We start from the raw sequence: 22,922 nt of genomic DNA, 5'->3' as shown, positions 1-22,922 counted from the left end.
TGTTATTGAGCCTAAGGCTCTTGGTCCAATTTATTGTTTTGTTGCTGTGTAGAGTCTGTTACTGCATAGACCTGCTGGTGAGCCAAATGGGGGTTTCGCCCACCAGCAATTTGTTAATCCTGTTATCCTTTGGTCGCACCTAGGGTTAAGCCGGCGATGAAGTGACGCTGCATGGTAAAAAACAGCACCACAGGTGGAATCGCCGCAACGATCGCGCCTGCCGACATCAGCTGCCAAGACGCCAGCCACTGACCTTGCAGTGAGCTAAGCCCCGCAGTAACCGGACGGACTTCATCACTTTGCACTAAGACCAATGCCCAGAAAAAGTCGTTCCAGATGAAGGTAAAAACCAGCACCGCCAACGCCGCTAATGCTGGACGAACTAAGGGCAATACCACGTGCCAGAAGATCTTCCATTCGGTGACCCCTTCAACGCGCGCCGCTTCAATCAAGGCATCCGGAATACCGACGATGAAATTGCGCATAAACAAGGTACAAAATCCGGCTTGAAACGCGATATGGAAGAAAATAAGCGCCCAATGGGTGTCGTAGAGACCAAAGCTGATGGTCAAATCGCGCACTGGGATCATCAGGATCTGGAAGGGTACAAAGTTACCCGCGATGAACATCGCGAAGATCCAGATGTTTGCCTTGAAGTTGTACTTCGCTAAGGCAAAGCCCGCTAATGTCGACAGCGCCACCGCCCCAGCAACCGCAGGCAAAGTGATCATCAAACTGTTGAGCAGGTATTGGCCCATTGCGGTTGAGGTAAAGACTTGAGTGTAGTTTTCGAGAAACTGGATTTCGCTTGGCCAGCCCCAGTAATTACCAGTGTTGATGTCTTCTATCGAGCGAATTGAGGTCATCATCACCGCAATCAATGGCAGTAACCACATCACGATCGACAGTGGCAACGCGACGCGATAGCTGATATTGACAAAACGGCCAGATTTTTGAATCGGTTGTGGGTACATTATTTTTCACTCCTCAACATACGCCATAAGAAGTACGCGATATACACATCCATGATGAGGAACAACACAACGGAAACTGCCGCGCCATAACCCATTCGGTAGTTAAAAATGGACTCTTCATACATCTGGTAAGCCAATACCGTCGAGCTGCCCCACGGGCCACCGGCTGTCATGGTGGCAACCAAGTCAAATGAGCGCAGCGCACCAATCACGGTCACCACAATCGCAATGAAGGTCGCTGGGCGAAGCTGCGGTAACACCACGTACCACAACATGCGCCACTTTTTCGCACCATCAAGACGCGCCGCTTCAAGCTGCTCTGGATCCAAGTTGTTCAAACCCGTGAGGTACAAAATCATGCAGTAAGAGATCTGTGGCCACAGACCGGCGGCAATGATGCCGTAGGTGACGTAATCTTCGTTGGCCAAAATAGAAACCGGCTCGAAACCGAGACCACCCAACACAATATTGAACAAGCCAAACGACGGGTCATAGAACCAAGCAAACACCAAACCGACGACCACTTGCGAAATAACAAAGGGGAAGAAGAACAGCGATTTAACAACACGAATCCCTCTCACCTGTTGGTTAAGAAAGAGCGCGATCGCTAAACCAATCGGCGGGGCGAGCATAAAGAACACTAGCCAAAGGAAGTTGTTTTTCAATGAGGTGTAAAACGCATCGGAATCAAACAACTCACGATAGTTGTCTAGGCCGACCCATGTTTTTTCACCTAGCCCATCCCATTCAAAGAAACTGAGCCAAATACTGTCTAGAATCGGATAGATAACATAAACGGCAAAAATCGCCATCGCAGGCGCTAAAAACAGCCAAGGGGAGAGCTTGGCACTCACCCGAGATTTACGTCTGGCTGAGGGGAGACGATTTTCTGGGTATATCGTTTTCACAGATTGCTCCATTTTGTGTGACTCCTTGTCACATCTCGTCGTTTCTGTTCGTTAAAGTTTCACTTATATAAAGTAGACAAAAAGAAACCAAAAGATGAAGTTTTATCGCATCTACGAATACATATTAGCCATCCACTTTATTTTATATAGGGAGAGAAATTAATTTTGTAAACGTTTCCACAAAATTGACCTATTTTCCTCCAAAAACCATGACAAGGATCAACTATTGCCATTGAGCAACTAACAAAAATCGCGGAAAAGCGTATGTTTTAGACAGAAACAAAAAACAACTCACGTTAAACGAGCGTATTCGCTCACAAAACGAAACTTATTAGCCATATGGGCAAGGAGTATTTATGGCTGACATCAGCTTAAAGAAAGTCATCAAGCGTTTCGGTGACGTTCAAACCATCCATGGTGTGGATCTTGAGATCGACAATGGAGAGTTTGTGGTTTTTGTTGGACCATCCGGTTGTGGTAAATCGACCCTGCTTCGTCTTGTGGCCGGTTTAGAAGAGATCACCGAAGGCGAAATCAGTATCGACAACCACATCGTCAATGACGTTGATCCTGCCGAGCGAGGCGTGGCGATGGTATTCCAATCTTACGCCCTCTACCCTCATATGACTGTTGAAGAGAATATGGGCTTTGGCCTGAAAATGAACGGTCACCCTAAAGAGTACATCGACAAGCAAGTGAACGGCGCGGCGAAAACGCTACAGCTTGATCACTTGTTGCAGCGTAAACCAAAAGAGCTCTCTGGCGGTCAGCGTCAGCGTGTCGCTATTGGCCGCGCCATTGTACGTAACCCCAAAGTGTTCCTTTTTGATGAGCCCCTCTCCAACCTCGATGCAGAACTGCGCGTCGACATGCGTCTGCAAATCGCCAAGCTGCATCAAGATCTGCAAAACACCATGATCTACGTAACGCACGATCAAGTCGAAGCCATGACGCTCGCCGATAAAATCGTCGTCCTGCGCGATGGTCGTGTTGAGCAGGTGGGCTCGCCGCTAGAGCTCTACCACAAACCGCAAAACGAATTTGTTGCTGGCTTCATCGGCTCACCGAAAATGAACTTCATTCCAACCCAAGTCGAGCAAGCCAATAGCTCTGGCCTGACCTTGGTAAGTCAAGACGGCAAGGTATTCCATCTGCCCGCGGTGCAGCGCGCACTGCACGCTGGCGATAAAGTCACTCTCGGTATTCGTCCTGAACATTTAGAGATCAACAATGACAACCCAGTGCAGATTGAGTTCCAAAGTGAAGTAGTCGAACGGTTGGGCAACAGCACCTACATGTTTGGTCAATCTTGTGGCGTTGATGGGTTCAAAGTACACCTACCTGGCGATCAAGAGGTCACTAAATTCCAAACTATGGCGCTAAGCTGCAAACAGAGCGATTGTCACCTATTCGATGACCAAGGCATTCGCATAGAGTAAGGCGTTTTAACTCCTCACGTTGAACAGGTCAGCCCTTTGGCTGGCCTTGTTTGTTATCCCCTCTCTTTGTCACTCGTATTCACTCACCCAATTTGTTACTGAGCTTTTCAATGCCAATCTTTGTCATAAAAGTGACATATTCCATTGAGACCATGACGCCCTTACTGACAAGGCCAACCTTCCTCTCTCTATAATGCCTTGTTTTTCAATCACACTAAGGATGCGTTGAGCAATGCTAGCGATTTTCAAAACCTTCTTTTGGCTAGGCTGGATTAGCTTTGGTGGCCCTGCCGCCCATATCGGTTATTTTCGTCATACCTTTGTAGAAAAACGCCGATGGCTCAGTGATGAGGAATACGCGCAAATCGTCGCGCTCAGTCAGTTTCTACCCGGCCCAGGTTCAAGCCAAGTCGGCTTCGCGTTAGGCTACAAAAAAGGCGGATTGCTTGGTGCCCTTGCCGCCTTTATCGGCTTTACCACCCCCTCTATCGTGATCATGTTGGCGCTCGCATTGGTCAGCAGCCAAGTCACCGATGCCACGTTGTTTCAACATATCGTCCACGGACTGAAGTTACTGGCAGTGGTTGTGGTCGCCGATGCCACCTTAGGGATGTACAAGAACTTCTGCCAAACTCGCCTAAGCGTCAGCCTCTGCGTGGCGACTGCGATCGCACTGCTCGTTATGCCGAGCATTGTCACCCAAGTGATGGTTTTGTTGCTGGCCGCTGCGATTGGCGTAAAGTTCTTAGGCCGCGAAACGTCAACACCGCCGAGTGCCTTTACTCCAAGCCTATGGCCTCTCGCACTTTTTGCTGTGCTGTTCATGGGTTTACCCTTAGTCGCAGCACGTTCTGATGCATTGCAGCTATTTAATAACTTTTTCCAAGCGGGTAGTTTGGTTTTTGGTGGCGGTCATGTGGTTCTGCCACTGCTGCAAGAGTTGGTCGGTGATAGGCTGTCACAAGATCTCTTCCTTACCGGGTACGCCGCCGCACAAGCCGTCCCGGGTCCGATGTTCACGTTTGCCACTTACATCGGCTACGCCTTACTGCCGAACGCGCCGATTTTTGGGGCTCTACTGGCCACCCTCGCGGTCTTCTTACCCGGGTTTCTGCTGCTCTTAGGCGTACTGAAAAACTGGCAATCGTTGGCGCAAAGGCCCGCCGTGTCAGGCGCGTTGCAAGGCGTGAATGCCGCCGTGGTGGGATTATTGTTGGCGGCCTTGTATCAACCTGTGTTTAGTAGCGCGGTTTTATCTTCGGTGGATCTGGCGCTCGTCGTGCTCGGTATTTACTTGATGAAACAATACAAACTACCGATTGTATGGATGGTGGTGCTCTTTATGCTTTTAGGCGCGGTGGTCGGCCACCTGACCCTCTAGTCGTTCTCACAGGGTTTGCGAGCGTGCAAAGCGCTCGCAAATGTATCGCTACATACAACACAATGCCAGACGGCTCACATCTACACCGTTCGCTTCACCTTGAAATCCTCTGTTTCATCACATCTTACCAGTTTGCCCCCTAGGATTCGCTTCACTCACTTTTCATTTACATGCTAAAGTTAACAAGCTGTTAACAATAAAAATAATGTACCCATTTGCCAATAACACGGAGTTAGAGAATGATTCAGCCTAACGAGTTACGCAAACCGTCCTGTGCTCTCCCCCCACCGAACGAGATGATTTTGAAATGGGCAGAGGAACGCCCTAATCAGGTCTATCTAAAACAGATCATCAACCGCCAGTTTGTCGAATACACTTACGCCGAGGTTGCAGACAAAGCGCTCAGATTAGTCTCAGCACTGCAAGCGCTAGGTCTTAAACCACGTGACAAAGTCGCACTGGTATCGAAAAACTGCGCCGAGTGGTTCATTTGTGACTTGGCGATGATGTTGGGCGATTTTGTCAGCGTGCCCATCTTCCCGACCGCCGGTGCTGACACGATTGAATACTGTGTGACCCATAGTGAAAGTAAAGCTCTGATTGGCGGCAAACTCGATGATGCTGGCGCCACTCAGGAAGTGATTGATGGACAAGCAGACTTGATTACTATCGCGCTGCCCTATGACACTGCGCCAAAGTGCCAACATCAGTTCAACGACTTAATGGCGCAGCATGCTCCAACGGATTTTCGTGCCGAGCACTGCGATGATAAGTTAATGTCGCTGGTGTATACATCAGGGACATCGGGTCTACCGAAAGGGGCAATGTTGACTTATGGCGCATTCAGTTGGTCTGCGCAGCAGTTGATCAATCATATCGGCATTGAAGAGAACGATCGCCTATTCTCCTACCTCCCTTTGGCGCACATTACCGAGCGTGTGTACATCTTTGGGTCCTCCATCATGGGTGGCGTCCAAACGGCCTTCCCAGAGTCACTTGATACCTTTATCGAAGATGTCAAAATGCAGCGCCCGACTCTGTTTATCTCTGTTCCCAGACTCTGGACTCTGTTCCAACAACGTATCCAAGATAAATTGCCACAGAAGAAGCTCAATATTCTGCTCAAGATTCCGTTCGTTAATTCCCTTATCAAGAAAAAGCTCGCCGATGGCCTGGGCTTAGATCAAGCACGCGTGCTCGGCTGTGGCTCTGCGCCGGTGTCACCCGCTTTGCTCGATTGGTATCACAGTGTCGGCCTCAATATTACTGAGGCTTGGGGGATGACTGAGTCCTTTGCCTACAGCACACTCAACTACCCGTTCCGCGCTGATAAGATTGGCAGTGTCGGCAATGCTGGCCCCGGAATCGAACTCAAAATTGCCGACGATGATGAAATCATGGTACGCAGTAAAGGGATGTTCTCTGGCTACTACAAAAATGACATTGCCAGTCAGGAGTCATTCGACAGCGAAGGTTGGCTACATACTGGCGACATCGGCGCTATCGATGCTGAAGGCTACTTGACCATTCAAGGACGCAAAAAAGACACTTTCAAAACCGCCAAAGGTAAATTTGTCGCGCCAGTGCCCATTGAGAAGAAACTGTTCGAATACAGCCGCGTTGAAATGATGTGTTTAATTGGCCTCGGTCTGCCCGCCCCGATTTTGCTCGTCGTCCCGCATGACTTTCCTAACTTTGACCGTGCTCGCTATGAACGCACCACCAAAAAAGTGATTGCGCGGATGAACCAAGAGCTCGAATCGCATGAGCAAATCAAAGGGGTACTGATGATCAAAGAGCCGTGGAGCATCGAAAATGGCATTCTAACGCCCACACTCAAGATCAAACGCCATGTACTGGAACAGAAGTACCACGACGTGGGCCACAACTGGCCGAAAGGTCAACTCGTTGTCTGGGAAGAGTAACGCTAATCACTCTATCTTATCGAGAAGTTAAGGAGAACATGGTTCTCCTTTTTTTCGTCATGTATAGTGACGAGCAAAATGTGATTGAAAAGGATCGTCTATGGATGCAAGGCTGCATCATCTTCCGGGGTTACGGTATTTCGAAGTCGCGGCGAGGCACAACAGCTACAGTCGAGCGGCTGAAGCGCTGTTCGTCAGTCAGGCGGCGGTGAGCCAAAAAATACGTCAACTTGAAGATGGCTTAGGATGCAAACTGTTCGTGCGTGATGGTCGAGAAATGCGCCTCACTGAGCAAGGCAAGGTGCTGTATAAGCATGTCTCTCAAGGGTTCGAACAGATCATTTCAGGGCTCAATCAGATTCAAGCTGAGCCGGTCGAAGGGTTGCTCTGTGTCAGCTCTACGCCTTCATTTGCCTCTCGTTGGTTATTGCCACGTCTATGGAAGTTCTCAAGCCAGCATCCCAACATCCCCATTCGGATCATCACTAGCTGTGACGCGCCAAACTTAAAACAAGGTGAAGCGGATGTGGTCATTTGGCAAGGTGAGACGCTGGGTGAAGAGTGCCCATCGAAACTTCACAAAGAGTTCCTGTTTGAAGAGATCATTTATCCTTTTTGCTCGCCTCACTTAGCCAAGTCCATTAACCTGACTCAGCCCGAACAGCTGCTGGCCAGTTGGTTAATTCACTATGAGTCTGGCGGTTACCCTTGGAAAAGTTGGTTTGCTAAAGCCGGTATAAAGATGGAAAAAGAGTCGGTTCGTTGGATGGATGTCAGTACCTTCGATCACGCAATGAACGCCGTCATGGCCGGGCATGGCGCCTGCTTAGTGTCTGACTCACTCGCGGCTGATTACGTCGAACGTGGACTACTCATGAAGCCCTTCGATATCGGCATGACCCCGGGTATTCAGTTTAATCTCTTCTATGATCGAGAATCGACAAGGCGCGATCGTATTCAAGCTTTCGCCCACTGGCTGAGTAATGAAATTGCCCCTTGTGAATAACATCGCCCCCAGCGATACCTCGCTAGGGGCGTGTTACGATTAAGCTTAGAGCTGACCCGACTATTGGGTTCTCAGACGTTGCCAGTACTTCTCATACACTGCTAAGGTCTCAGCGCCAACGTCGTTAATGAACTCCCCTTTCTTGATGTCTTCCACCGCTGGGAAAATCGTCGGGTTATTCTTAAGTTCGTCAGCGAGCAATGCGCGGCCTGCATTCGTTGCGGACGCATAGCCTAGGCTATTGACGATCTCAGCTTGCTGCTCAGCTTGGTACATAAAGTTAATGAACTTGTGTGCCAATGCTTTGTTTTGGCTGCCTGATGGAATAGTAAAGTTATCCATCCACAATACCGCGCCCTCTTCTGGCATCACAAACTTCAGCTCTGGCATTTCGACTTGGCCTTGGTAGGCATTACCATTCCACTGCATACCAACAGAGGCTTCACCGGAAACGTAAGGCATTTGTGGTGCATCAGAGTTATAAAGTAGGACGTTATCTCTCAAGGCTACTAACGATTCGTAGGCCTGCTTGATCTCGTCTTCGTTCTTTGTGTTGATGCTATGACCATTCAATTTCAGCGCCATACCAAATACGTCACGAATATCGTCGATCAGCATCACCTGTTGTGCGTATTTCGCATCCCAAAGCTGTGCCCATTTGGTGACAGGCTCGTCGACAAGGGATTCATTGTAGCTGATGCCCGTCACGCCCCAAATGTAAGGCAAAGAGTAACGATTGTCAGGATCATGAGCTTGGCCCAATAACCCTTCCATCGCGTCGCCCATATTTGGGACTTGCGCATGATCTATCTCAGCCAGTAGTCCTTCACGTCCCATTTTCTCGATAAAGTACGCCGAAGCGAATACCACATCGTAACCTGATCCTTTCACCAGTTTTAACTTGGTGTACATTGATTCATTATTTTCAAATGTTGAATAGTTAATCGTTACGCCTTCTTGTTTCTCGAACGCTTTTAATGACGCTTCTGGCAAGTAGCCACCCCAAGCGTAAACGTTCAAAACTTTATTATCTGCGTGAGAAGAAAGGCTGAGTAACAATGCGCTCAGACCCACTACTTTAGAAAACACTTTCATGGTATGCGATCCAACCTGTCCAGCAACGCGCTGGGATTCGGATGCATAATTATTTAATTGTTAATCAATTGAAAGGGAAATTAATTAATCGTTATGAACAATATTTGTTATCGCTTAGCGAGCGCAGATAACTGCTGGTCTAAAGAGAAAACGTGGTCAAAAACAGGCATAAAAAAACCTCCGATGCTTTCGCATCGAAGGTTTGTAATCATCACAAAAGTGATACGCGGTTAAGAATTACTTCTTAGCGTTGCGCTCTTTCACTTCAGCGATAACTTGCTCAGCAACGTTTGCTGGACATGGTGCGTAGTGAGCGAACTCCATAGAGAACTGACCACGACCAGAAGTGATAGTACGTAGGTGACCGATGTAGCCGAACATCTCAGATAGAGGAACGTCAGCTTTAATACGAACACCTGTTGCACCAGCTTGTTGATCTTTGATCATGCCACGACGACGGTTGAGGTCACCGATTACATCACCTACGTTGTCATCTGGAGAGAATACGTCAACGTGCATGATAGGCTCTAGAAGCTGAGCACCTGCTTTAGGCATAGACTGACGGAATGCACCTTTCGCTGCAATTTCGTAAGCGATTGCTGATGAGTCAACTGCGTGGAAGCCACCGTCGAATAGCTCAACTTCTACGTCTAGCGTAGGGAAGCCAGCTAGAACACCCGTTTCCATCATGCTCTCGAAGCCTTTCTCTACTGCAGGCCAGAATTCTTTAGGTACGTTACCACCAACAACTGTTGACTTGAACGTAAAGCCAGAGTTTGGCTCACCTGGTTTGATACGGTAGTCAATCTTACCGAACTGACCAGAACCACCAGACTGCTTCTTGTGCGTGTAGCTATCTTCAACTGCTTGAGTGATAGTCTCACGGTAAGCTACCTGCGGTGCACCGACTTCTAGCTCAACACCGTAAGTACGCTTAAGGATGTCTACCTTGATGTCTAGGTGAAGTTCACCCATACCTTTTAGGATAGTTTCGCCTGAATCTTCGTCAGTCTCTACTTGGAAAGATGGATCTTCTGCAACCATTTTACCGATCGCGATACCCATTTTCTCAGTTGAACCTTTGTCTTTTGGTGATACAGCAATCGAGATTACTGGCTCAGGGAAGATCATTGGCTCTAGAGTACATTCGTGCTTAGGATCACATAGAGTGTGACCTGTTTGAACGTTCTTCATACCAACAACAGCGATGATGTCACCCGCTTGCGCTTCAGTGATCTCGTTACGGTCATCAGCTTGCATTTCACACATACGGCCGATACGCTCAGTTTTACCTGTTGCCGCGTTAAGGATCGTATCACCTTTCTTCATCACACCTGAGTAGATACGGATGAAGGTTAGCGCGCCAAAACGGTCGTCCATGATCTTAAACGCTAGAGCACGTAGAGGCTCGTCTGCAGATACTGTTGCAACTTCACCAGTTGGCTCACCAGTTTCTGGATCAGTTAGAGGCTGAGGCTCCACTTCTGTTGGCGATGGTAGGTAATCTACCACTGCGTCTAGTACTAGCTGAACACCCTTGTTCTTAAATGCAGAACCACAGAATGTTGGGAAGAATGCTAGGTCACGTGTACCTTTACGGATACAACGCTTGATGTCTTCGATAGAAGGCTCTTCACCTTCCATGTACGCTTCCATTAGGTCGTCGTCTTGCTCAACAGCCGTTTCGATTAGCTCTTCACGGTACTGTTCAACGTCATCAACCATGTCAGCTGGAACGTCTAGGATTTCGTAGTTCTCAGGAAGACCAGAGTCATCCCATACGTACGCTTTACGAGATAGCAGATCAACCACACCAACGAAGTCATCTTCACGGCCGATTGGAAGAACCATCACTAGTGGGTTAGCCGCTAGAACGTTCTTAACTTGGTCAACAACGTTGAAGAAGTCTGCGCCCATACGGTCTAGTTTGTTTACGAAGATCAGACGAGATACTTCTGATTCGTTCGCGTAGCGCCAGTTCGTTTCTGACTGAGGCTCAACACCACCAGAACCACAGAAAACACCGATACCACCATCAAGAACTTTTAGTGAACGGTATACTTCAACTGTAAAGTCAACGTGTCCCGGAGTATCGATAACGTTTAGGCGGTGGCCATTCCACTCACAAGTTACCGCAGCAGACTGGATAGTAATACCGCGCTCAGCTTCCTGCTCCATGAAGTCAGTCGTAGACTCACCGTCATGTACTTCACCAGTTTTGTGGATTTTACCAGTAAGCTTAAGGATACGCTCAGTGGTGGTAGTTTTACCCGCATCAACGTGCGCGAAAATACCAATGTTTCTGTACTTTGATAAATCTGCCATTGTCTTACTCTGTTTATAAGGTATAAATTGCGCGCAGAGTATATCACAATCTGTCAAGACTGATACCCTCGTGTGCACTTGTGTTCAAAAAAACTTTTCTCATCAATCTTAGCAGGAATTTTCAGTCTTTCTTACTAATCTCAACCGGATTGATTCAATATCTCGCGATAAAAAATGCTGCTTGCCAAGGCAAACAGCATTGATCATTTTCTGCCCGAATAACAATTAACGTGGGCAGATTTCTGACTGAGGGAAGAAGAACTCGATCTCGCGCGCTGCCGACTCAGGACTGTCAGAACCGTGAACCGAGTTGTGACGCATACTCAGCGCATAGTCAGCACGAATCGTGCCGCAAGCGGCTTCTTCAGGGTTTGTTGTTCCCATCAGCTCACGGTAACGGGCAATCGCATTTTCCCCTTCTAGAACTTGAACCATAATCGGGCCTGAAGTCATAAACTCTTTCAATGCAGGAAAAAAAGGCTTCCCTTCGTGTTCAGCGTAAAAACCACTGGCCTGTTCTTGGGTTAAATGGACCATTTTCGCAGCAATGATACGAAGCCCCGCTTTTTCAATGCGATGGTAAATCTCACCAATCAGATTTCTCTCTACCGCATCGGGCTTGATAATGGAAAAGGTTCTTTCTAGAGCCATAAGTCATCCTTCAGTCATTAGTATAGTTATATGAAAATATAGGGTGTTGTGTAATCACAATAGAACATGGCCTTTCGGCCATGCCGCTATTCGCCAGCCTGCTCTTGCAATACACGCGCTAAGGTTCGTACGCCGACGCCTGTAGCGCCTGCGGCCCACTTGTCCGTTGGACCCTTGCGGTAAGTGGCCGCACAGTCAAAATGCAACCAACCTTTTTTGTAATCATCAACGAAGTAGGACAAGAACGCGGCTGCGGTACTCGCACCTGGTGCATAGTCGCCACTGCTGATGTTAGAAAGATCGGCAAAGTTAGACGGCAACATGCCACGGTGGAAGTCCGCCAATGGTAGCGGCCACAATCCCTCTTTCTCTGCTTTCGCAGAGGTCAGCGCTTGATGCGCTAGCTCATCGTCAAAACTAAACAGTGCATGGTAGTCATTACCAAGCGCATGTTTGGCTGCACCAGTGAGGGTCGCACAATCAATAATCAGCTCTGGCTGCTGCTCGCTCGCATAAATCAAACCATCCGCCAATACCAGACGGCCTTCAGCGTCCGTATTCATGATTTCAACGGTTTTACCGTTTTTGTAGGTAATGATGTCACCCAGTTTAAGTGCTCGGCCTGAAATCATGTTCTCTGCACAGCAAAGGATAAGCTTCACACGTTTGTTCAAGCCACGCATGATCGCGAGGGCGAGACCACCAGTGATCGTGCCAGCGCCACCCATATCTGACTTCATTGCCGTCATCATGTTCGAAGGTTTTAGACTGTAGCCGCCTGAGTCAAACGTGATGCCTTTACCTACAAGGCAAGCAAAGACGGGTGCATTCTCATCACCAGTCGGGTTGTAATCCAATTGTAGCATTGCGGATGTGCGCTCTGAGCCACGACCGACGGCATAGATACCCTGCCAATCTTCAGCGAGAAGGTCTTTGTCTTTAACAATACGTGCCGTCACTGTCCCTTCTGGTGCAACGGATTTGATGAACTCTGCCGCCATAGTGGCCAGCTGACGTGGCGCCACCTCTTCAGCGGGTTTATTGATGATATCTCGGGTGAACTCCGTCGCTTTGATGCGCGCATCGAGCTCAGCTTGATCCGCATCTGACAGAGCGCCCCAGGAAAGCTGGCTGGTTTTCTTCGGGGCACGGAAGCCTTGATGGAAAGCCCAAATGCTTTCTAGATCCCATCCTTCGCCCTCGAGTGAAGCTTCTCGAATACCTTGCGCTTCTAACTTGCGCGCAGCACGCTGAATCGCGCCTAAATCATGACTGTCGCTAAGGTGGATCGTTGCGCCATTCGCCACGAATGAAAGGATGGCTTTTTCACCCCATTGTGGTGCGGCGGCTTGTTGGCTTAAAAAAACAGACATCGTTGTAGACATGGTTTCTCCTTGTCTTATCTGAGCGCTGCCTACGCTCTTATTCTATGCTTTGACGGATGTTAGCATTTTGTAGGGTTAAAGTGTCAACTTGATAAAAAAACGGACCATAGGGTCCGTTTTTTTTAGTAAGTTTTGTTAACTCTGCAAGGTTTTCTCTCAACCCGCGTTAATCCATCTCATCCATCCAGCATAAGATGACGGCTTCGAGGATTTTTTCATTGGAGCGGTTGGGCTCATCATCGAAGTCATCGAGCTCTAAAATCCACTGATGAAGATCCGTAAAGCGCACAGTTTTAGGATCCGTATCTGGAAATTTGTCACACAGCTCGATGGCAATATCGCGTGAATCTGTCCATTTCATTGCTTACCTTCCTATTTCAACTCACATGGGGTACGGTGATTAATGATCTTCTGATGCGTGGTTCAATGTGTACTTTGGAATTTCCACAACCAAATCTTCATCCGCAACTCTCGCTTGACAGCCCAGGCGTGATTCTGGCTCCAAACCCCACGCTTTATCTAGCATGTCATCTTCCAGCTCATCGCTCTCTTCGAGCGAATCAAAGCCTTCACGGATCACAACGTGGCACGTCGTGCATGCACACGATTTTTCGCAAGCATGTTCAATTCCAATTCCGTTTTTTAATGCCACATCCAGTACTGTTTCGCCCGATTGAGCGTCTAGCACCGCCCCTTCAGGGCACAAATCTTCGTGAGGCAATACAATAATCTTAGGCATAACGTGTTTCTCTTATAGTTCGTCCACGGACTGACCAGACAGTGCCGCGCGAATCGATTTGTCCATACGACGAGAGGCGAAGTCTTGGCTCGCTTTGTCTGTTTCTTTGATACCTTGCTCAATCGCATCGGCATCATCACCATTACGTAGCGCTATCAATTGCTCGATAACGTGCAACAGTTGTTGGCGCTCTTGTTCTGAAAGTAGCTCGTCGCCATCCGCTTGCATGGCGGCGAGTAGACCTTCAATCACACGGTCAGCCTCTACACGCTGCTCTGCCAATGCGCGAGCCATCATGTCTTCTTTGGCGTGCGTCATGGAGTCACGTAGCATGTTCGCGACTTCATCGTCACTGAGACCGTATGACGGTTTCACTTGAATCTCAGACTGAACGCCCGTGCTCTTTTCCATCGCAGTCACTGAGAGCAAACCATCCGCATCGACTTGGTAGGTCACACGGACGTGCGCTGCACCAGCGGCCATCGGCGGAATGCCTTTTAGGGAGAAACGAGCTAATGAGCGACAATCGTCCACCATTTCACGTTCACCTTGCACAATGTGCACACTCATCGCTGTTTGACCATCTTTGAAAGTCGTAAATTCTTGCGCACGAGCAACAGGAATCGTCGTATTGCGTGGAATGATTTTTTCAACCAATCCTCCCATCGTCTCGATGCCGAGCGACAATGGAATCACATCCAGCAGCAACATTTCAGAGTCCGGTTTGTTGCCTGCCAGCACATCCGCTTGGATACCTGCGCCAATCGCCACCACTTCATCTGGGTTGATGCTGGTCAGCGGAGTGCGGTTAAAGAACTCACCGACCATTTCACGCACTAGCAACGTTCGTGTGGAACCGCCAACCATCACGACTTCTTGCACTTCATTGGCTTCAACCTGAGCATCTTTCAGTGCACGGCGACAAGACAGCAGTGTTTTTTTCACCAGCGGTTGAATCAATGTTTCGAATTCTGCGCGCGTCACCGTACCTTGCCAATTGAGCAGCGAGACATCAACGGCCTCTTGATCTGAAAAAGCAATTTTGGTTCGAGTGGCCACATTAAGGGCTACGCGGTAATCATGACTGGAAAGGCGCGTGGTTATCCCGGCTTTGTCGATCAGATAATCAGCGAGCAAGTGATCGAAATCATCGCCGCCCAACGCAGAATCACCGCCTGTCGCCAATACCTCAAAAACGCCTTTAGAGAGGCGGAGAATTGAGATATCAAAAGTGCCGCCACCAAGATCGTAAACCGCGATCACGCCTTCTTGCCCGGAGTCCAAACCATACGCAATCGCGGCGGCGGTTGGCTCATTGAGCAAACGTAGCACATGCAGACCAGCCAGTTTTGCCGCATCTTTTGTGCCCGCGCGCTGCGCATCATCAAAGTAGGCTGGCACAGTAATGACAACGCCAGCCAATTCGCCACCTAGGCTTTGTTCTGCGCGTTGACCCAGTGAGCGCAAAATATCTGCCGAAACTTCAATTGGGTTCTTGTTCCCCATTGCAGTGCGCAGTACTGGCAATCCATTGTCACTGGCTTGCATCTCATAAGGTAAGTTGGGGTAACGGGTTTGGATGTCGGATAAAGAGCGTCCAATCAAGCGTTTAACGGAAATAATGGTGTTTTCCGGATCCGCCTCAGCTTGAGCAGCAGCGTCATAGCCTACTTCGATTTTGTCACCCGAGTAGTTCACAATCGAAGGCAATAGGCTTCGACCTTGCTCATCTTTTAATGTCTTGGCTTGGCCGCTTTGTACCGAAGCCACCAGAGAGTTGGTTGTACCTAAATCAATACCCGCCGCGAGTTTGTGCTCATGGGGAGCAGAACTCTGGCCAGGCTCTGCAATTTGAAGTAATGCCATGATGGATCCTTGTTACTCACTAGCCGAGGAGGTTATCTTCGACTCGCTCAATTTCGTGTTTTAATTTCGCAATGAATTTGAGTTTTCTGACGCTGTCCGCTGCTTCTATCCAGCGTTGTTCATCCAGTTGCTGCTGCATACTCTCCAACTGCTGCTGATGCATGCGGCTGACTTTCGCATCGAAGTCAAACAGCGCCGTCTCCACATCGCCACTCTGGCTCATTTCTTCTAGCTCTTCACGCAGCTCCATTTGCTCCATGAGAAACATCGGATCCTGCATCGTCTGCTGCTCCGAGCGAATGTCCACCCCTTGCTGTTGCAGAATATACTCCGCCCGGCTGATGGGATTTTTTAGCACGTGGTAAGCGTCATTGATCTCAGAAGCTTTCTGTACCGCCATTAAACGATCACGCTCAGAACCACTGGCAAAGTTGTCTGGATGAAAACGCTTCTGGAGTTCACGGAACTGTGAAGAAAGAAGGCTACCATCCAGATTAAACTGACTTGGTAGCCCAAATAATTCAAAGTAATTCATTAAGAATTCTGTCCTTGGTCGTCAATCGGTAGGGACATGCCCTACCCATATCATCAATTAAACGTTAAAGCTCTCACCACAACCACACTCGCCTTTTGCGTTCGGGTTGTTGAACTCAAAACCTTCGTTGAGCCCTTCCTTAACATAATCAAGTTCGGTGCCATCTAGGTAAACGAGGCTTTTCTTGTCAATGATCACTTTGACACCAGAATGCTCAAATACTTCATCTTCTTCATTGAGATCATCGACAAACTCGAGCACATACGCCATACCAGAGCAACCTGTCGTTTTCACACCTAAGCGCAAGCCGATGCCTTTACCTCGGTTTTCTAAGAAGGTTCTTACGCGGCTTGCCGCTGTCTCTGTCATTGTGATGGCCATACTGCACCTTAGTTTTTTTATTTGACGATGATAATGGGAGAGCGAGCCTCCCATTGTAACTTATTGTTGGTGTTTTTTCTTATAGTCAGCAACGGCTGCTTTAATGGCGTCTTCCGCCAAAATAGAGCAGTGTACTTTTACCGGTGGAAGCTCGAGCTCCTCAGCAATTTCCGCGTTCTTAATCGCCGCGGCTTCATCGATGCTCTTACCTTTTACCCACTCGGTGACGAGAGAGCTAGACGCAATCGCGCTACCACAACCGTAAGTCTTAAATTTCGCGTCTTCAATAATGCCCTCTGGGGTCACTTTGATTTGCAGTTTCATTACGTCACCACACGCTGGTGCGCCAACCATGCCGCTACCAACCGATGGATCTTCTTTATCAAACGAACCAACGTTACGTGGGTTTTCGTAGTGATCAATTACTTTTTCGCTGTATGCCATGATATTTACCTCGAATCCTCTATCTCATTCCCTGGGGAAACCTATCTATTAGTGGTGCGCCCACTCAACAGTGCTTAGGTCGACCCCTTCCTTGTACATATCCCATAGAGGAGACATGTCACGTAGCTTGTTTACCGCTACGCGAATTTGTTCAATTGCGTAATCAATTTCTTCTTCAGTGGTGAAACGACCAAATGAGAAGCGAATTGAGCTGTGTGCCAGTTCATCATCTAAACCGAGAGCGCGCAGTACATAAGATGGCTCAAGGCTGGCAGAGGTACACGCACTGCCTGAAGACACCGCAAGATCTTTCAGCGACATAAGCAAAGATTCACCTTCTACAAACGCGAAACTGATGTTTAGATTTTGTGGTACACGTTGCTCTAAGTCACCATTAATGGTCACGGCTTCTAAGTCTTTCACACCATTGAGTAGACGCTCACGCAATGCCAAAGCATGGTCGTGATCTTTCTGCATCTCTTCCTTTGCGATACGGAAGGCTTCGCCCATACCGACAATCTGATGTGTTGCCAGTGTGCCAGAACGGAATCCGCGTTCATGACCACCACCGTGCATTTGCGCTTCTAGACGAATACGGGGCTTACGACGGACGTACAAGGCGCCAATGCCTTTAGGACCGTACGCTTTGTGCGCTGAAAGAGAAATCAGATCAACTTTCATCTCTTGAACATCGATAGGCACTTTGCCCGCAGACTGCGCTGCGTCGACGTGGAAAACAATCTTGCGCTCACGACACAACTCACCAATAGAGGCGATATCTTGAATCACACCGATTTCGTTGTTCACATGCATGATAGATACAAGAACCGTGTCGTCACGCATCGCCGCTTCAAGCTTCTTCATATCGATGATGCCGTTTGATTCTGGCTCTAGGTATGTCACCTCAAAGCCTTCACGCTCTAATTGACGGCAAGGATCAAGAACTGCTTTGTGCTCGGTTTTGCAGGTAATGATATGTTTACCTTTCTTCTCATAGAAGTGTGCAGCACCTTTGATAGCGAGGTTGTCAGATTCAGTCGCGCCTGACGTAAAGACGATTTCACGAGGATCGGCATTGAGCAAATCTGCAATGTTTTCACGGGCTGTGTCTACCGCCTCTTCAGCCTGCCAACCGTAACGGTGTGAACGTGATGCAGGGTTGCCAAACGTACCGTCCATTGTCATGTACTGAACCATTTTTTCAGCAACACGTGGATCAACTGGGCAAGTCGCTGAATAATCTAAATAAATCGGCAGTTTCATTCTCTACTCCAATGTAACAGGCAGACCGCTTAAGAGCGGACGTTGACACCGATGGGTGCGGTGCTTGTATTTTTGTTGGTAAACCCATGATTGACAGCAAGATCGATATCTTGACGGTCTGAAATTTCTAATACTTCATTGTCATTCATCAACTCACCGAGTGTGATGTTGTTGAGGAAATCACTAATTCGAGAACTCAGGTCACGCCATAGCGTATGAGTTAGGCAGCGAGTACCACCTTGGCAGTCACCTTTACCATTGCATTTCGTCGCATCGACCGACTCATCGACCGCTGCGATAACAGTACCAATAGCAATAGTATTCGCTTCTGCACCAAGACGGTAACCACCACCAGGGCCACGTACACTCGCCACTAGGCCAGCTTTACGTAGCTTAGAAAACAGTTGCTCTAAGTAAGACAAGGAGATGCCTTGACGCTCAGAAATGTCCGCAAGCGGCACTGGATTTTGTTGTGAGTGCAGAGCCACATCTAACATGGCTGTCACTGCGTATCTTCCTTTAGATGTAAGTCTCATATAACACCATATCCACATCGTTTATGTGGTAGGAAGTTTTTCATACTTGACCAAAATGGTCAAGTATTTAATTGACTAATTTACTCAGGTATTCATCCCTAAGATTTTTGTGGTTTACCCTTTGAAAAGCTGCTTCTCGATAGCGCTCAACATACCACGCAAAATATTGAGCTCTTGGGCCTCAGGCCTCGCTCGATTGAACAAACGGCGCACCTTGTTCATCACTTTACCGGGCTGCTGCTGATTTATAAACTGGGTCTCGGTTGCGACTTTTTCAAGGTGCTCAAAGAACATTTCCAACTCTTTATGCTTGGGGTATTCCACCTCAGATGGGGCATATTGCGCTTGCTCGGCATCGAGATAAGCCACTCGGACTTCGTAGCTGAGGGTTTGCACTGCCATAGCGAGATTGAGAGAGCTGTACTCCGGGTTCGCAGGTATGCACACGTGATAGTGACACGTTTGCAACTCCTCGTTAGTTAGCCCAGTTCGTTCTCGCCCAAAGACGAGCGCTACAGGAGCCTGCTGCCCTTCAACGACAAATTTTTTGCCGCACTCTCTAGGTGTCAACATCGGCCATTCAAGGGTTCTGGAGCGGGCACTCGAACCTACCACTAGCACACACTCTTTTACTGCCTCTTCTAAGGTGCTGACCACTTCGGCGTTCAACGCAATGTCCGATGCCCCCGACGCCAACGCAATCGCTTGTTCATCAACTTCACATTGAGGATCGACCAACACCATGTTGGATAAGCCCATGACTTTCATCGCACGCGCTGCAGAACCAATATTGCCCGAATGTGAGGTGCCAACTAAGACAACCTTAACGTTATTTAACATCAAACCGTACCAAGATAAAAACCGCTGCGAGATATTAACATATACCTGAGTAAAATGGTCAGACCCTTAAGAGCATAAAAATTAACAGTTCAAAAAATAACCACTTCCATTTGTCGAGCAATCTGATATACTCCCGCCCGTTTTTCTGTTCTTTAACATCCGTTGGGAAATTAGTATGCATCCAATGCTTAATATCGCTATTCGTGCTGCACGAAAAGCTGGCAACCATATTGCTAAATCTTTAGAAAATGCTGAGAAGATCGAATCAACTCAGAAAGGCACGAACGACTTTGTCACTAACGTCGACAAAGAAGCAGAAGCTATCATTATCGATACCATCAAGGCTTCATACCCAGAGCACTGCATTGTTGCAGAAGAAAATGGGGTTATTGAAGGTAAAGATAAAGACGTACAATGGATCATCGACCCACTGGATGGCACCACAAACTTTGTGAAAGGTTTGCCTCATTTCTGCGTTTCTATCGCTGTTCGTTTTAAAGGTAAAGCGGAAGTAGCGTGTGTTTACGATCCTATGCTTAATGAACTGTTTACAGCGCAACGTGGCGCAGGTGCACAGCTCAACAATGCGCGCATCCGAGTGAAACAGCTAAAAGATCTACAAGGCACTGTGCTTGCAACGGGTTTCCCATTCAAGCAGAAACAGCACTCTGAATCTTACCTAAAAATTCTTTCAGCGCTCTTTGTTGACTGTTCAGACTTCCGTCGCACTGGCTCAGCTGCGTTGGACCTATGCTACATGGCTGCCGGCCGCGTAGACGGTTACTTCGAGCTAGGACTGAAACCTTGGGACATCGCTGCAGGTGAACTGATTGCTCGTGAAGCTGGCGCAATCGTGACAGACTTTGCAGGCGGCACGGAGTACATGAAGTCAGGCAACGTTGTGGCATCAAGCGCACGTGGCGTGAAAGGTATGCTTAAGCACATCCGTGAAAATGGTAACGAAGCTATCCTGAAGTAACCGAAGCTTCACCCTATTTCTAGCCCACTCCCGAGTGGGCTTTTTTGTATCTAACGATAGATATCCCCTTCGGCATGCTGGTTAAAGGCAATATCGCTAATATCGCTTTTAGCAAGCTTTGCTTTCCGGTCGCTAGTTATCGATATTTCGTGACGTGTTGGCTAATGAAAAGTTCGAAAACGAGAGCCCCTAATAGAGATACTAGAGAGACGGGGCTGGTGCTCTATAGGCTCGAGCACCCGATACGCGACGATTTGGAATAGGGGTAATCCGCTGCTCTGAGCATTGGTTGACAGCCACAACCACGGGGTTTTATAGATACCAAAAGGCTCTAGCCTTGAATATGGCAGGGATGGAGAGATAAGAGTGGGCAGGCATTCCAGCTCCCAACACGCGCTGTTTTTGGTAACTAGGGGAGTCCGCTGCTCTATCAATTGAACACTTCAATATCAAAAAGTAAAAAGGCTCTAGTCTTTCGACTAGAGCCTTAGATATGGCAGGGGTGGAGAGATTCGAACTCCCAACACGCGGATTTGGAATCCGCTGCTCTGCCAATTGGAGCTACACCCCTAAAATAGGTTCAAATTGTTCGTGGAAGAGAGATTCGAACTCCCAACACGCGCCTTCTCGAGGACTTTGGGGAATCCGCTGCTCTGCCAATTGGAGCTGTACCCCTATCTTCGTGTTTATCGAGACGACTCTCATATAAGTGGCGGAGTGGACGGGACTCGAACCCGCGACCCCCGGCGTGACAGGCCGGTATTCTAACCAACTGAACTACCACTCCGCAGTGGTATCACTCGCCTAAGCAAGTGTCCATAATTTGAAGCCTGGCGATGTCCTACTCTCACATGGGGAAGCCCCACACTACCATCGGCGCTAATTCGTTTCACTTCTGAGTTCGGCATGGAATCAGGTGGGTCCAAATCGCTATGGTCGCCAAGCAAATTCTGTTTAAGTTTCTAGAAGCTAGTGCCTAGTTCCTAGAACTTAATAATTCGGAAAGCTGTCGTTTATCGTTTCTAGCTACTAGGAACTAGAAACTCGTCTCTTTTTATACACATTCAATGTTCTTTCATTGAGTCCATCAAAACCCTTTGGGTGTTGTATGGTTAAGCCTCACGGGCAATTAGTACAGGTTAGCTCAACGCCTCACAGCGCTTACACACCCTGCCTATCAACGTTCTAGTCTCGAACAACCCTTAAGGATACTTAAAGTATCAGGGAAGACTCATCTCAGGGCTCGCTTCCCGCTTAGATGCTTTCAGCGGTTATCGATTCCGAACTTAGCTACCGGGCAATGCGATTGGCATCACAACCCGAACACCAGAGGTTCGTCCACTCCGGTCCTCTCGTACTAGGAGCAGCCCCCTTCAATCTTCCAACGCCCACGGCAGATAGGGACCGAACTGTCTCACGACGTTCTAAACCCAGCTCGCGTACCACTTTAAATGGCGAACAGCCATACCCTTGGGACCGACTTCAGCCCCAGGATGTGATGAGCCGACATCGAGGTGCCAAACACCGCCGTCGATATGAACTCTTGGGCGGTATCAGCCTGTTATCCCCGGAGTACCTTTTATCCGTTGAGCGATGGCCCTTCCATTCAGAACCACCGGATCACTATGACCTGCTTTCGCACCTGCTCGAATTGTCATTCTCGCAGTCAAGCGGGCTTATGCCATTGCACTAACCTCACGATGTCCAACCGTGATTAGCCCACCTTCGTGCTCCTCCGTTACTCTTTGGGAGGAGACCGCCCCAGTCAAACTACCCACCAGGCACTGTCCTCACCCCGGATAACGGGGCTAAGTTAGAACATCAAACATACAAGGGTGGTATTTCAAGGTCGGCTCCACAGATACTGGCGTACCTGCTTCAAAGCCTCCCACCTATCCTACACATGTAGGCTCAATGTTCAGTGCCAAGCTGTAGTAAAGGTTCACGGGGTCTTTCCGTCTAGCCGCGGGTACACTGCATCTTCACAGCGATTTCAATTTCACTGAGTCTCGGGTGGAGACAGCGTGGCCATCATTACGCCATTCGTGCAGGTCGGAACTTACCCGACAAGGAATTTCGCTACCTTAGGACCGTTATAGTTACGGCCGCCGTTTACCGGGGCTTCGATCAAGAGCTTCGACCGAAGTCTAACCCCATCAATTAACCTTCCGGCACCGGGCAGGCGTCACACCGTATACGTCATCTTACGATTTTGCACAGTGCTGTGTTTTTAATAAACAGTTGCAGCCA

General features: G+C 48.5%; 20 protein-coding genes, 2 tRNA genes and 2 rRNA genes. 5 read left to right on the top strand and 19 right to left on the bottom strand.

The features are described from left to right. Positions 1–122: 122 nt before the first annotated feature. Positions 123–974 (bottom strand): carbohydrate ABC transporter permease, encoded by an 852-nt coding sequence (locus tag AC6R0L_RS11240; RefSeq protein WP_500629195.1) that lies wholly within the window; start codon positions 972–974, stop codon positions 123–125. Beyond that, positions 974–1,894 (bottom strand): carbohydrate ABC transporter permease, encoded by a 921-nt coding sequence (locus AC6R0L_RS11235; protein ID WP_487901735.1) that lies wholly within the window; start codon positions 1,892–1,894, stop codon positions 974–976. The genes AC6R0L_RS11240 and AC6R0L_RS11235 overlap by 1 nt, the downstream gene beginning before the upstream one ends. A gap of 344 nt (positions 1,895–2,238) precedes the next feature. Here AC6R0L_RS11235 and AC6R0L_RS11230 point away from each other — a divergent pair, with 344 nt between their 5' ends. From AC6R0L_RS11230 to AC6R0L_RS11215, 4 genes are all read left to right on the top strand, one after another. Beyond that, on the top strand, positions 2,239–3,321 hold the full coding sequence (locus tag AC6R0L_RS11230; protein WP_487901736.1) for an ABC transporter ATP-binding protein: 1,083 nt from the start codon (positions 2,239–2,241) through the stop codon (positions 3,319–3,321). 232 nt (positions 3,322–3,553) lie between these two features. After that, positions 3,554–4,702 (top strand): chromate efflux transporter, encoded by a 1,149-nt coding sequence (gene chrA, locus AC6R0L_RS11225; RefSeq protein ID WP_500629194.1) that lies wholly within the window; start codon positions 3,554–3,556, stop codon positions 4,700–4,702. Between the two features lie 239 nt (positions 4,703–4,941). Continuing rightward, on the top strand, positions 4,942–6,627 hold the full coding sequence (locus AC6R0L_RS11220; protein ID WP_487901738.1) for an AMP-binding protein: 1,686 nt from the start codon (positions 4,942–4,944) through the stop codon (positions 6,625–6,627). Between the two features lie 100 nt (positions 6,628–6,727). Continuing rightward, a complete protein-coding gene (locus AC6R0L_RS11215; protein ID WP_487901739.1) occupies positions 6,728–7,633 on the top strand; it encodes a LysR substrate-binding domain-containing protein in 906 nt (301 codons plus the stop codon). Positions 7,634–7,693: 60 nt separating this feature from the next. Here AC6R0L_RS11215 and AC6R0L_RS11210 read toward each other — a convergent pair whose 3' ends face one another. The 13 genes from AC6R0L_RS11210 to trmJ form a co-directional block, all read right to left on the bottom strand. After that, positions 7,694–8,728 (bottom strand): ABC transporter substrate-binding protein, encoded by a 1,035-nt coding sequence (locus AC6R0L_RS11210; protein ID WP_500629193.1) that lies wholly within the window; start codon positions 8,726–8,728, stop codon positions 7,694–7,696. A gap of 237 nt (positions 8,729–8,965) precedes the next feature. Beyond that, positions 8,966–11,053: an elongation factor G gene (gene fusA, locus AC6R0L_RS11205; protein ID WP_487901741.1), complete on the bottom strand. Its 2,088-nt coding sequence runs from the start codon at positions 11,051–11,053 to the stop codon at positions 8,966–8,968. Positions 11,054–11,278: 225 nt separating this feature from the next. Further along, on the bottom strand, positions 11,279–11,704 hold the full coding sequence (ndk, locus tag AC6R0L_RS11200) for a nucleoside-diphosphate kinase (RefSeq protein WP_334551437.1): 426 nt from the start codon (positions 11,702–11,704) through the stop codon (positions 11,279–11,281). A gap of 86 nt (positions 11,705–11,790) precedes the next feature. Further along, a complete protein-coding gene (pepB, locus tag AC6R0L_RS11195) occupies positions 11,791–13,089 on the bottom strand; it encodes an aminopeptidase PepB (RefSeq protein ID WP_500629192.1) in 1,299 nt (432 codons plus the stop codon). Between the two features lie 166 nt (positions 13,090–13,255). Next, entirely contained in the window at positions 13,256–13,450 is a 195-nt protein-coding gene (gene iscX / locus AC6R0L_RS11190) for a Fe-S cluster assembly protein IscX (protein WP_334551440.1), read from the bottom strand. A gap of 39 nt (positions 13,451–13,489) precedes the next feature. Continuing rightward, positions 13,490–13,828, bottom strand: a complete 339-nt coding sequence (gene fdx / locus AC6R0L_RS11185; protein ID WP_334551442.1) for an ISC system 2Fe-2S type ferredoxin — start codon at positions 13,826–13,828, stop codon at positions 13,490–13,492. Between the two features lie 12 nt (positions 13,829–13,840). Beyond that, positions 13,841–15,694 (bottom strand): Fe-S protein assembly chaperone HscA, encoded by a 1,854-nt coding sequence (gene hscA, locus AC6R0L_RS11180; RefSeq protein ID WP_487901744.1) that lies wholly within the window; start codon positions 15,692–15,694, stop codon positions 13,841–13,843. A 19-nt stretch (positions 15,695–15,713) separates the two neighbouring features. Continuing rightward, a complete protein-coding gene (gene hscB, locus AC6R0L_RS11175; RefSeq protein WP_334551445.1) occupies positions 15,714–16,229 on the bottom strand; it encodes a co-chaperone HscB in 516 nt (171 codons plus the stop codon). Positions 16,230–16,286: 57 nt separating this feature from the next. Further along, complete coding sequence (gene iscA / locus AC6R0L_RS11170; protein WP_334551446.1) at positions 16,287–16,610, bottom strand: iron-sulfur cluster assembly protein IscA; 324 nt, start codon at positions 16,608–16,610, stop codon at positions 16,287–16,289. Between the two features lie 60 nt (positions 16,611–16,670). Then, positions 16,671–17,054 (bottom strand): Fe-S cluster assembly scaffold IscU, encoded by a 384-nt coding sequence (iscU, locus tag AC6R0L_RS11165; protein WP_138970401.1) that lies wholly within the window; start codon positions 17,052–17,054, stop codon positions 16,671–16,673. A gap of 48 nt (positions 17,055–17,102) precedes the next feature. Next, positions 17,103–18,317, bottom strand: a complete 1,215-nt coding sequence (locus tag AC6R0L_RS11160; protein WP_487901745.1) for an IscS subfamily cysteine desulfurase — start codon at positions 18,315–18,317, stop codon at positions 17,103–17,105. Between the two features lie 29 nt (positions 18,318–18,346). Further along, positions 18,347–18,853 carry a Fe-S cluster assembly transcriptional regulator IscR gene (gene iscR, locus AC6R0L_RS11155; RefSeq protein ID WP_334551450.1) on the bottom strand — a complete coding sequence of 169 codons (507 nt, stop codon included), beginning with the start codon at positions 18,851–18,853 and terminating at the stop codon, positions 18,347–18,349. Positions 18,854–18,967: 114 nt separating this feature from the next. Next, positions 18,968–19,693, bottom strand: coding sequence for a tRNA (cytosine(32)/uridine(32)-2'-O)-methyltransferase TrmJ (gene trmJ, locus AC6R0L_RS11150; RefSeq protein ID WP_487901746.1), 726 nt, complete (start codon positions 19,691–19,693; stop codon positions 18,968–18,970). A 175-nt stretch (positions 19,694–19,868) separates the two neighbouring features. Between trmJ and suhB the strand changes: the two genes are divergently transcribed. Next, positions 19,869–20,672 (top strand): inositol-1-monophosphatase, encoded by an 804-nt coding sequence (gene suhB, locus AC6R0L_RS11145; RefSeq protein WP_500629191.1) that lies wholly within the window; start codon positions 19,869–19,871, stop codon positions 20,670–20,672. A 494-nt stretch (positions 20,673–21,166) separates the two neighbouring features. Here the strand turns inward: suhB and AC6R0L_RS11140 are convergent. The 4 genes from AC6R0L_RS11140 to AC6R0L_RS11125 all read right to left on the bottom strand — a co-directional run. Beyond that, positions 21,167–21,243: transfer RNA gene (locus AC6R0L_RS11140), tRNA-Trp, on the bottom strand. 139 nt (positions 21,244–21,382) lie between these two features. After that, positions 21,383–21,459, bottom strand: a tRNA-Asp gene (locus AC6R0L_RS11135). Between the two features lie 41 nt (positions 21,460–21,500). Further along, a 5S ribosomal RNA gene (rrf, locus tag AC6R0L_RS11130) occupies positions 21,501–21,616 on the bottom strand. Between the two features lie 164 nt (positions 21,617–21,780). Further along, positions 21,781–22,922 (bottom strand): 23S ribosomal RNA (locus tag AC6R0L_RS11125); the annotation flags it as partial.

This window comes from Vibrio sp. R15-SG3-ISO1A, assembly GCF_059833955.1.
The sequence above is the reverse complement of the archived record's forward strand: the minus strand, read 5'-3'. Positions and strand labels throughout refer to the sequence as shown.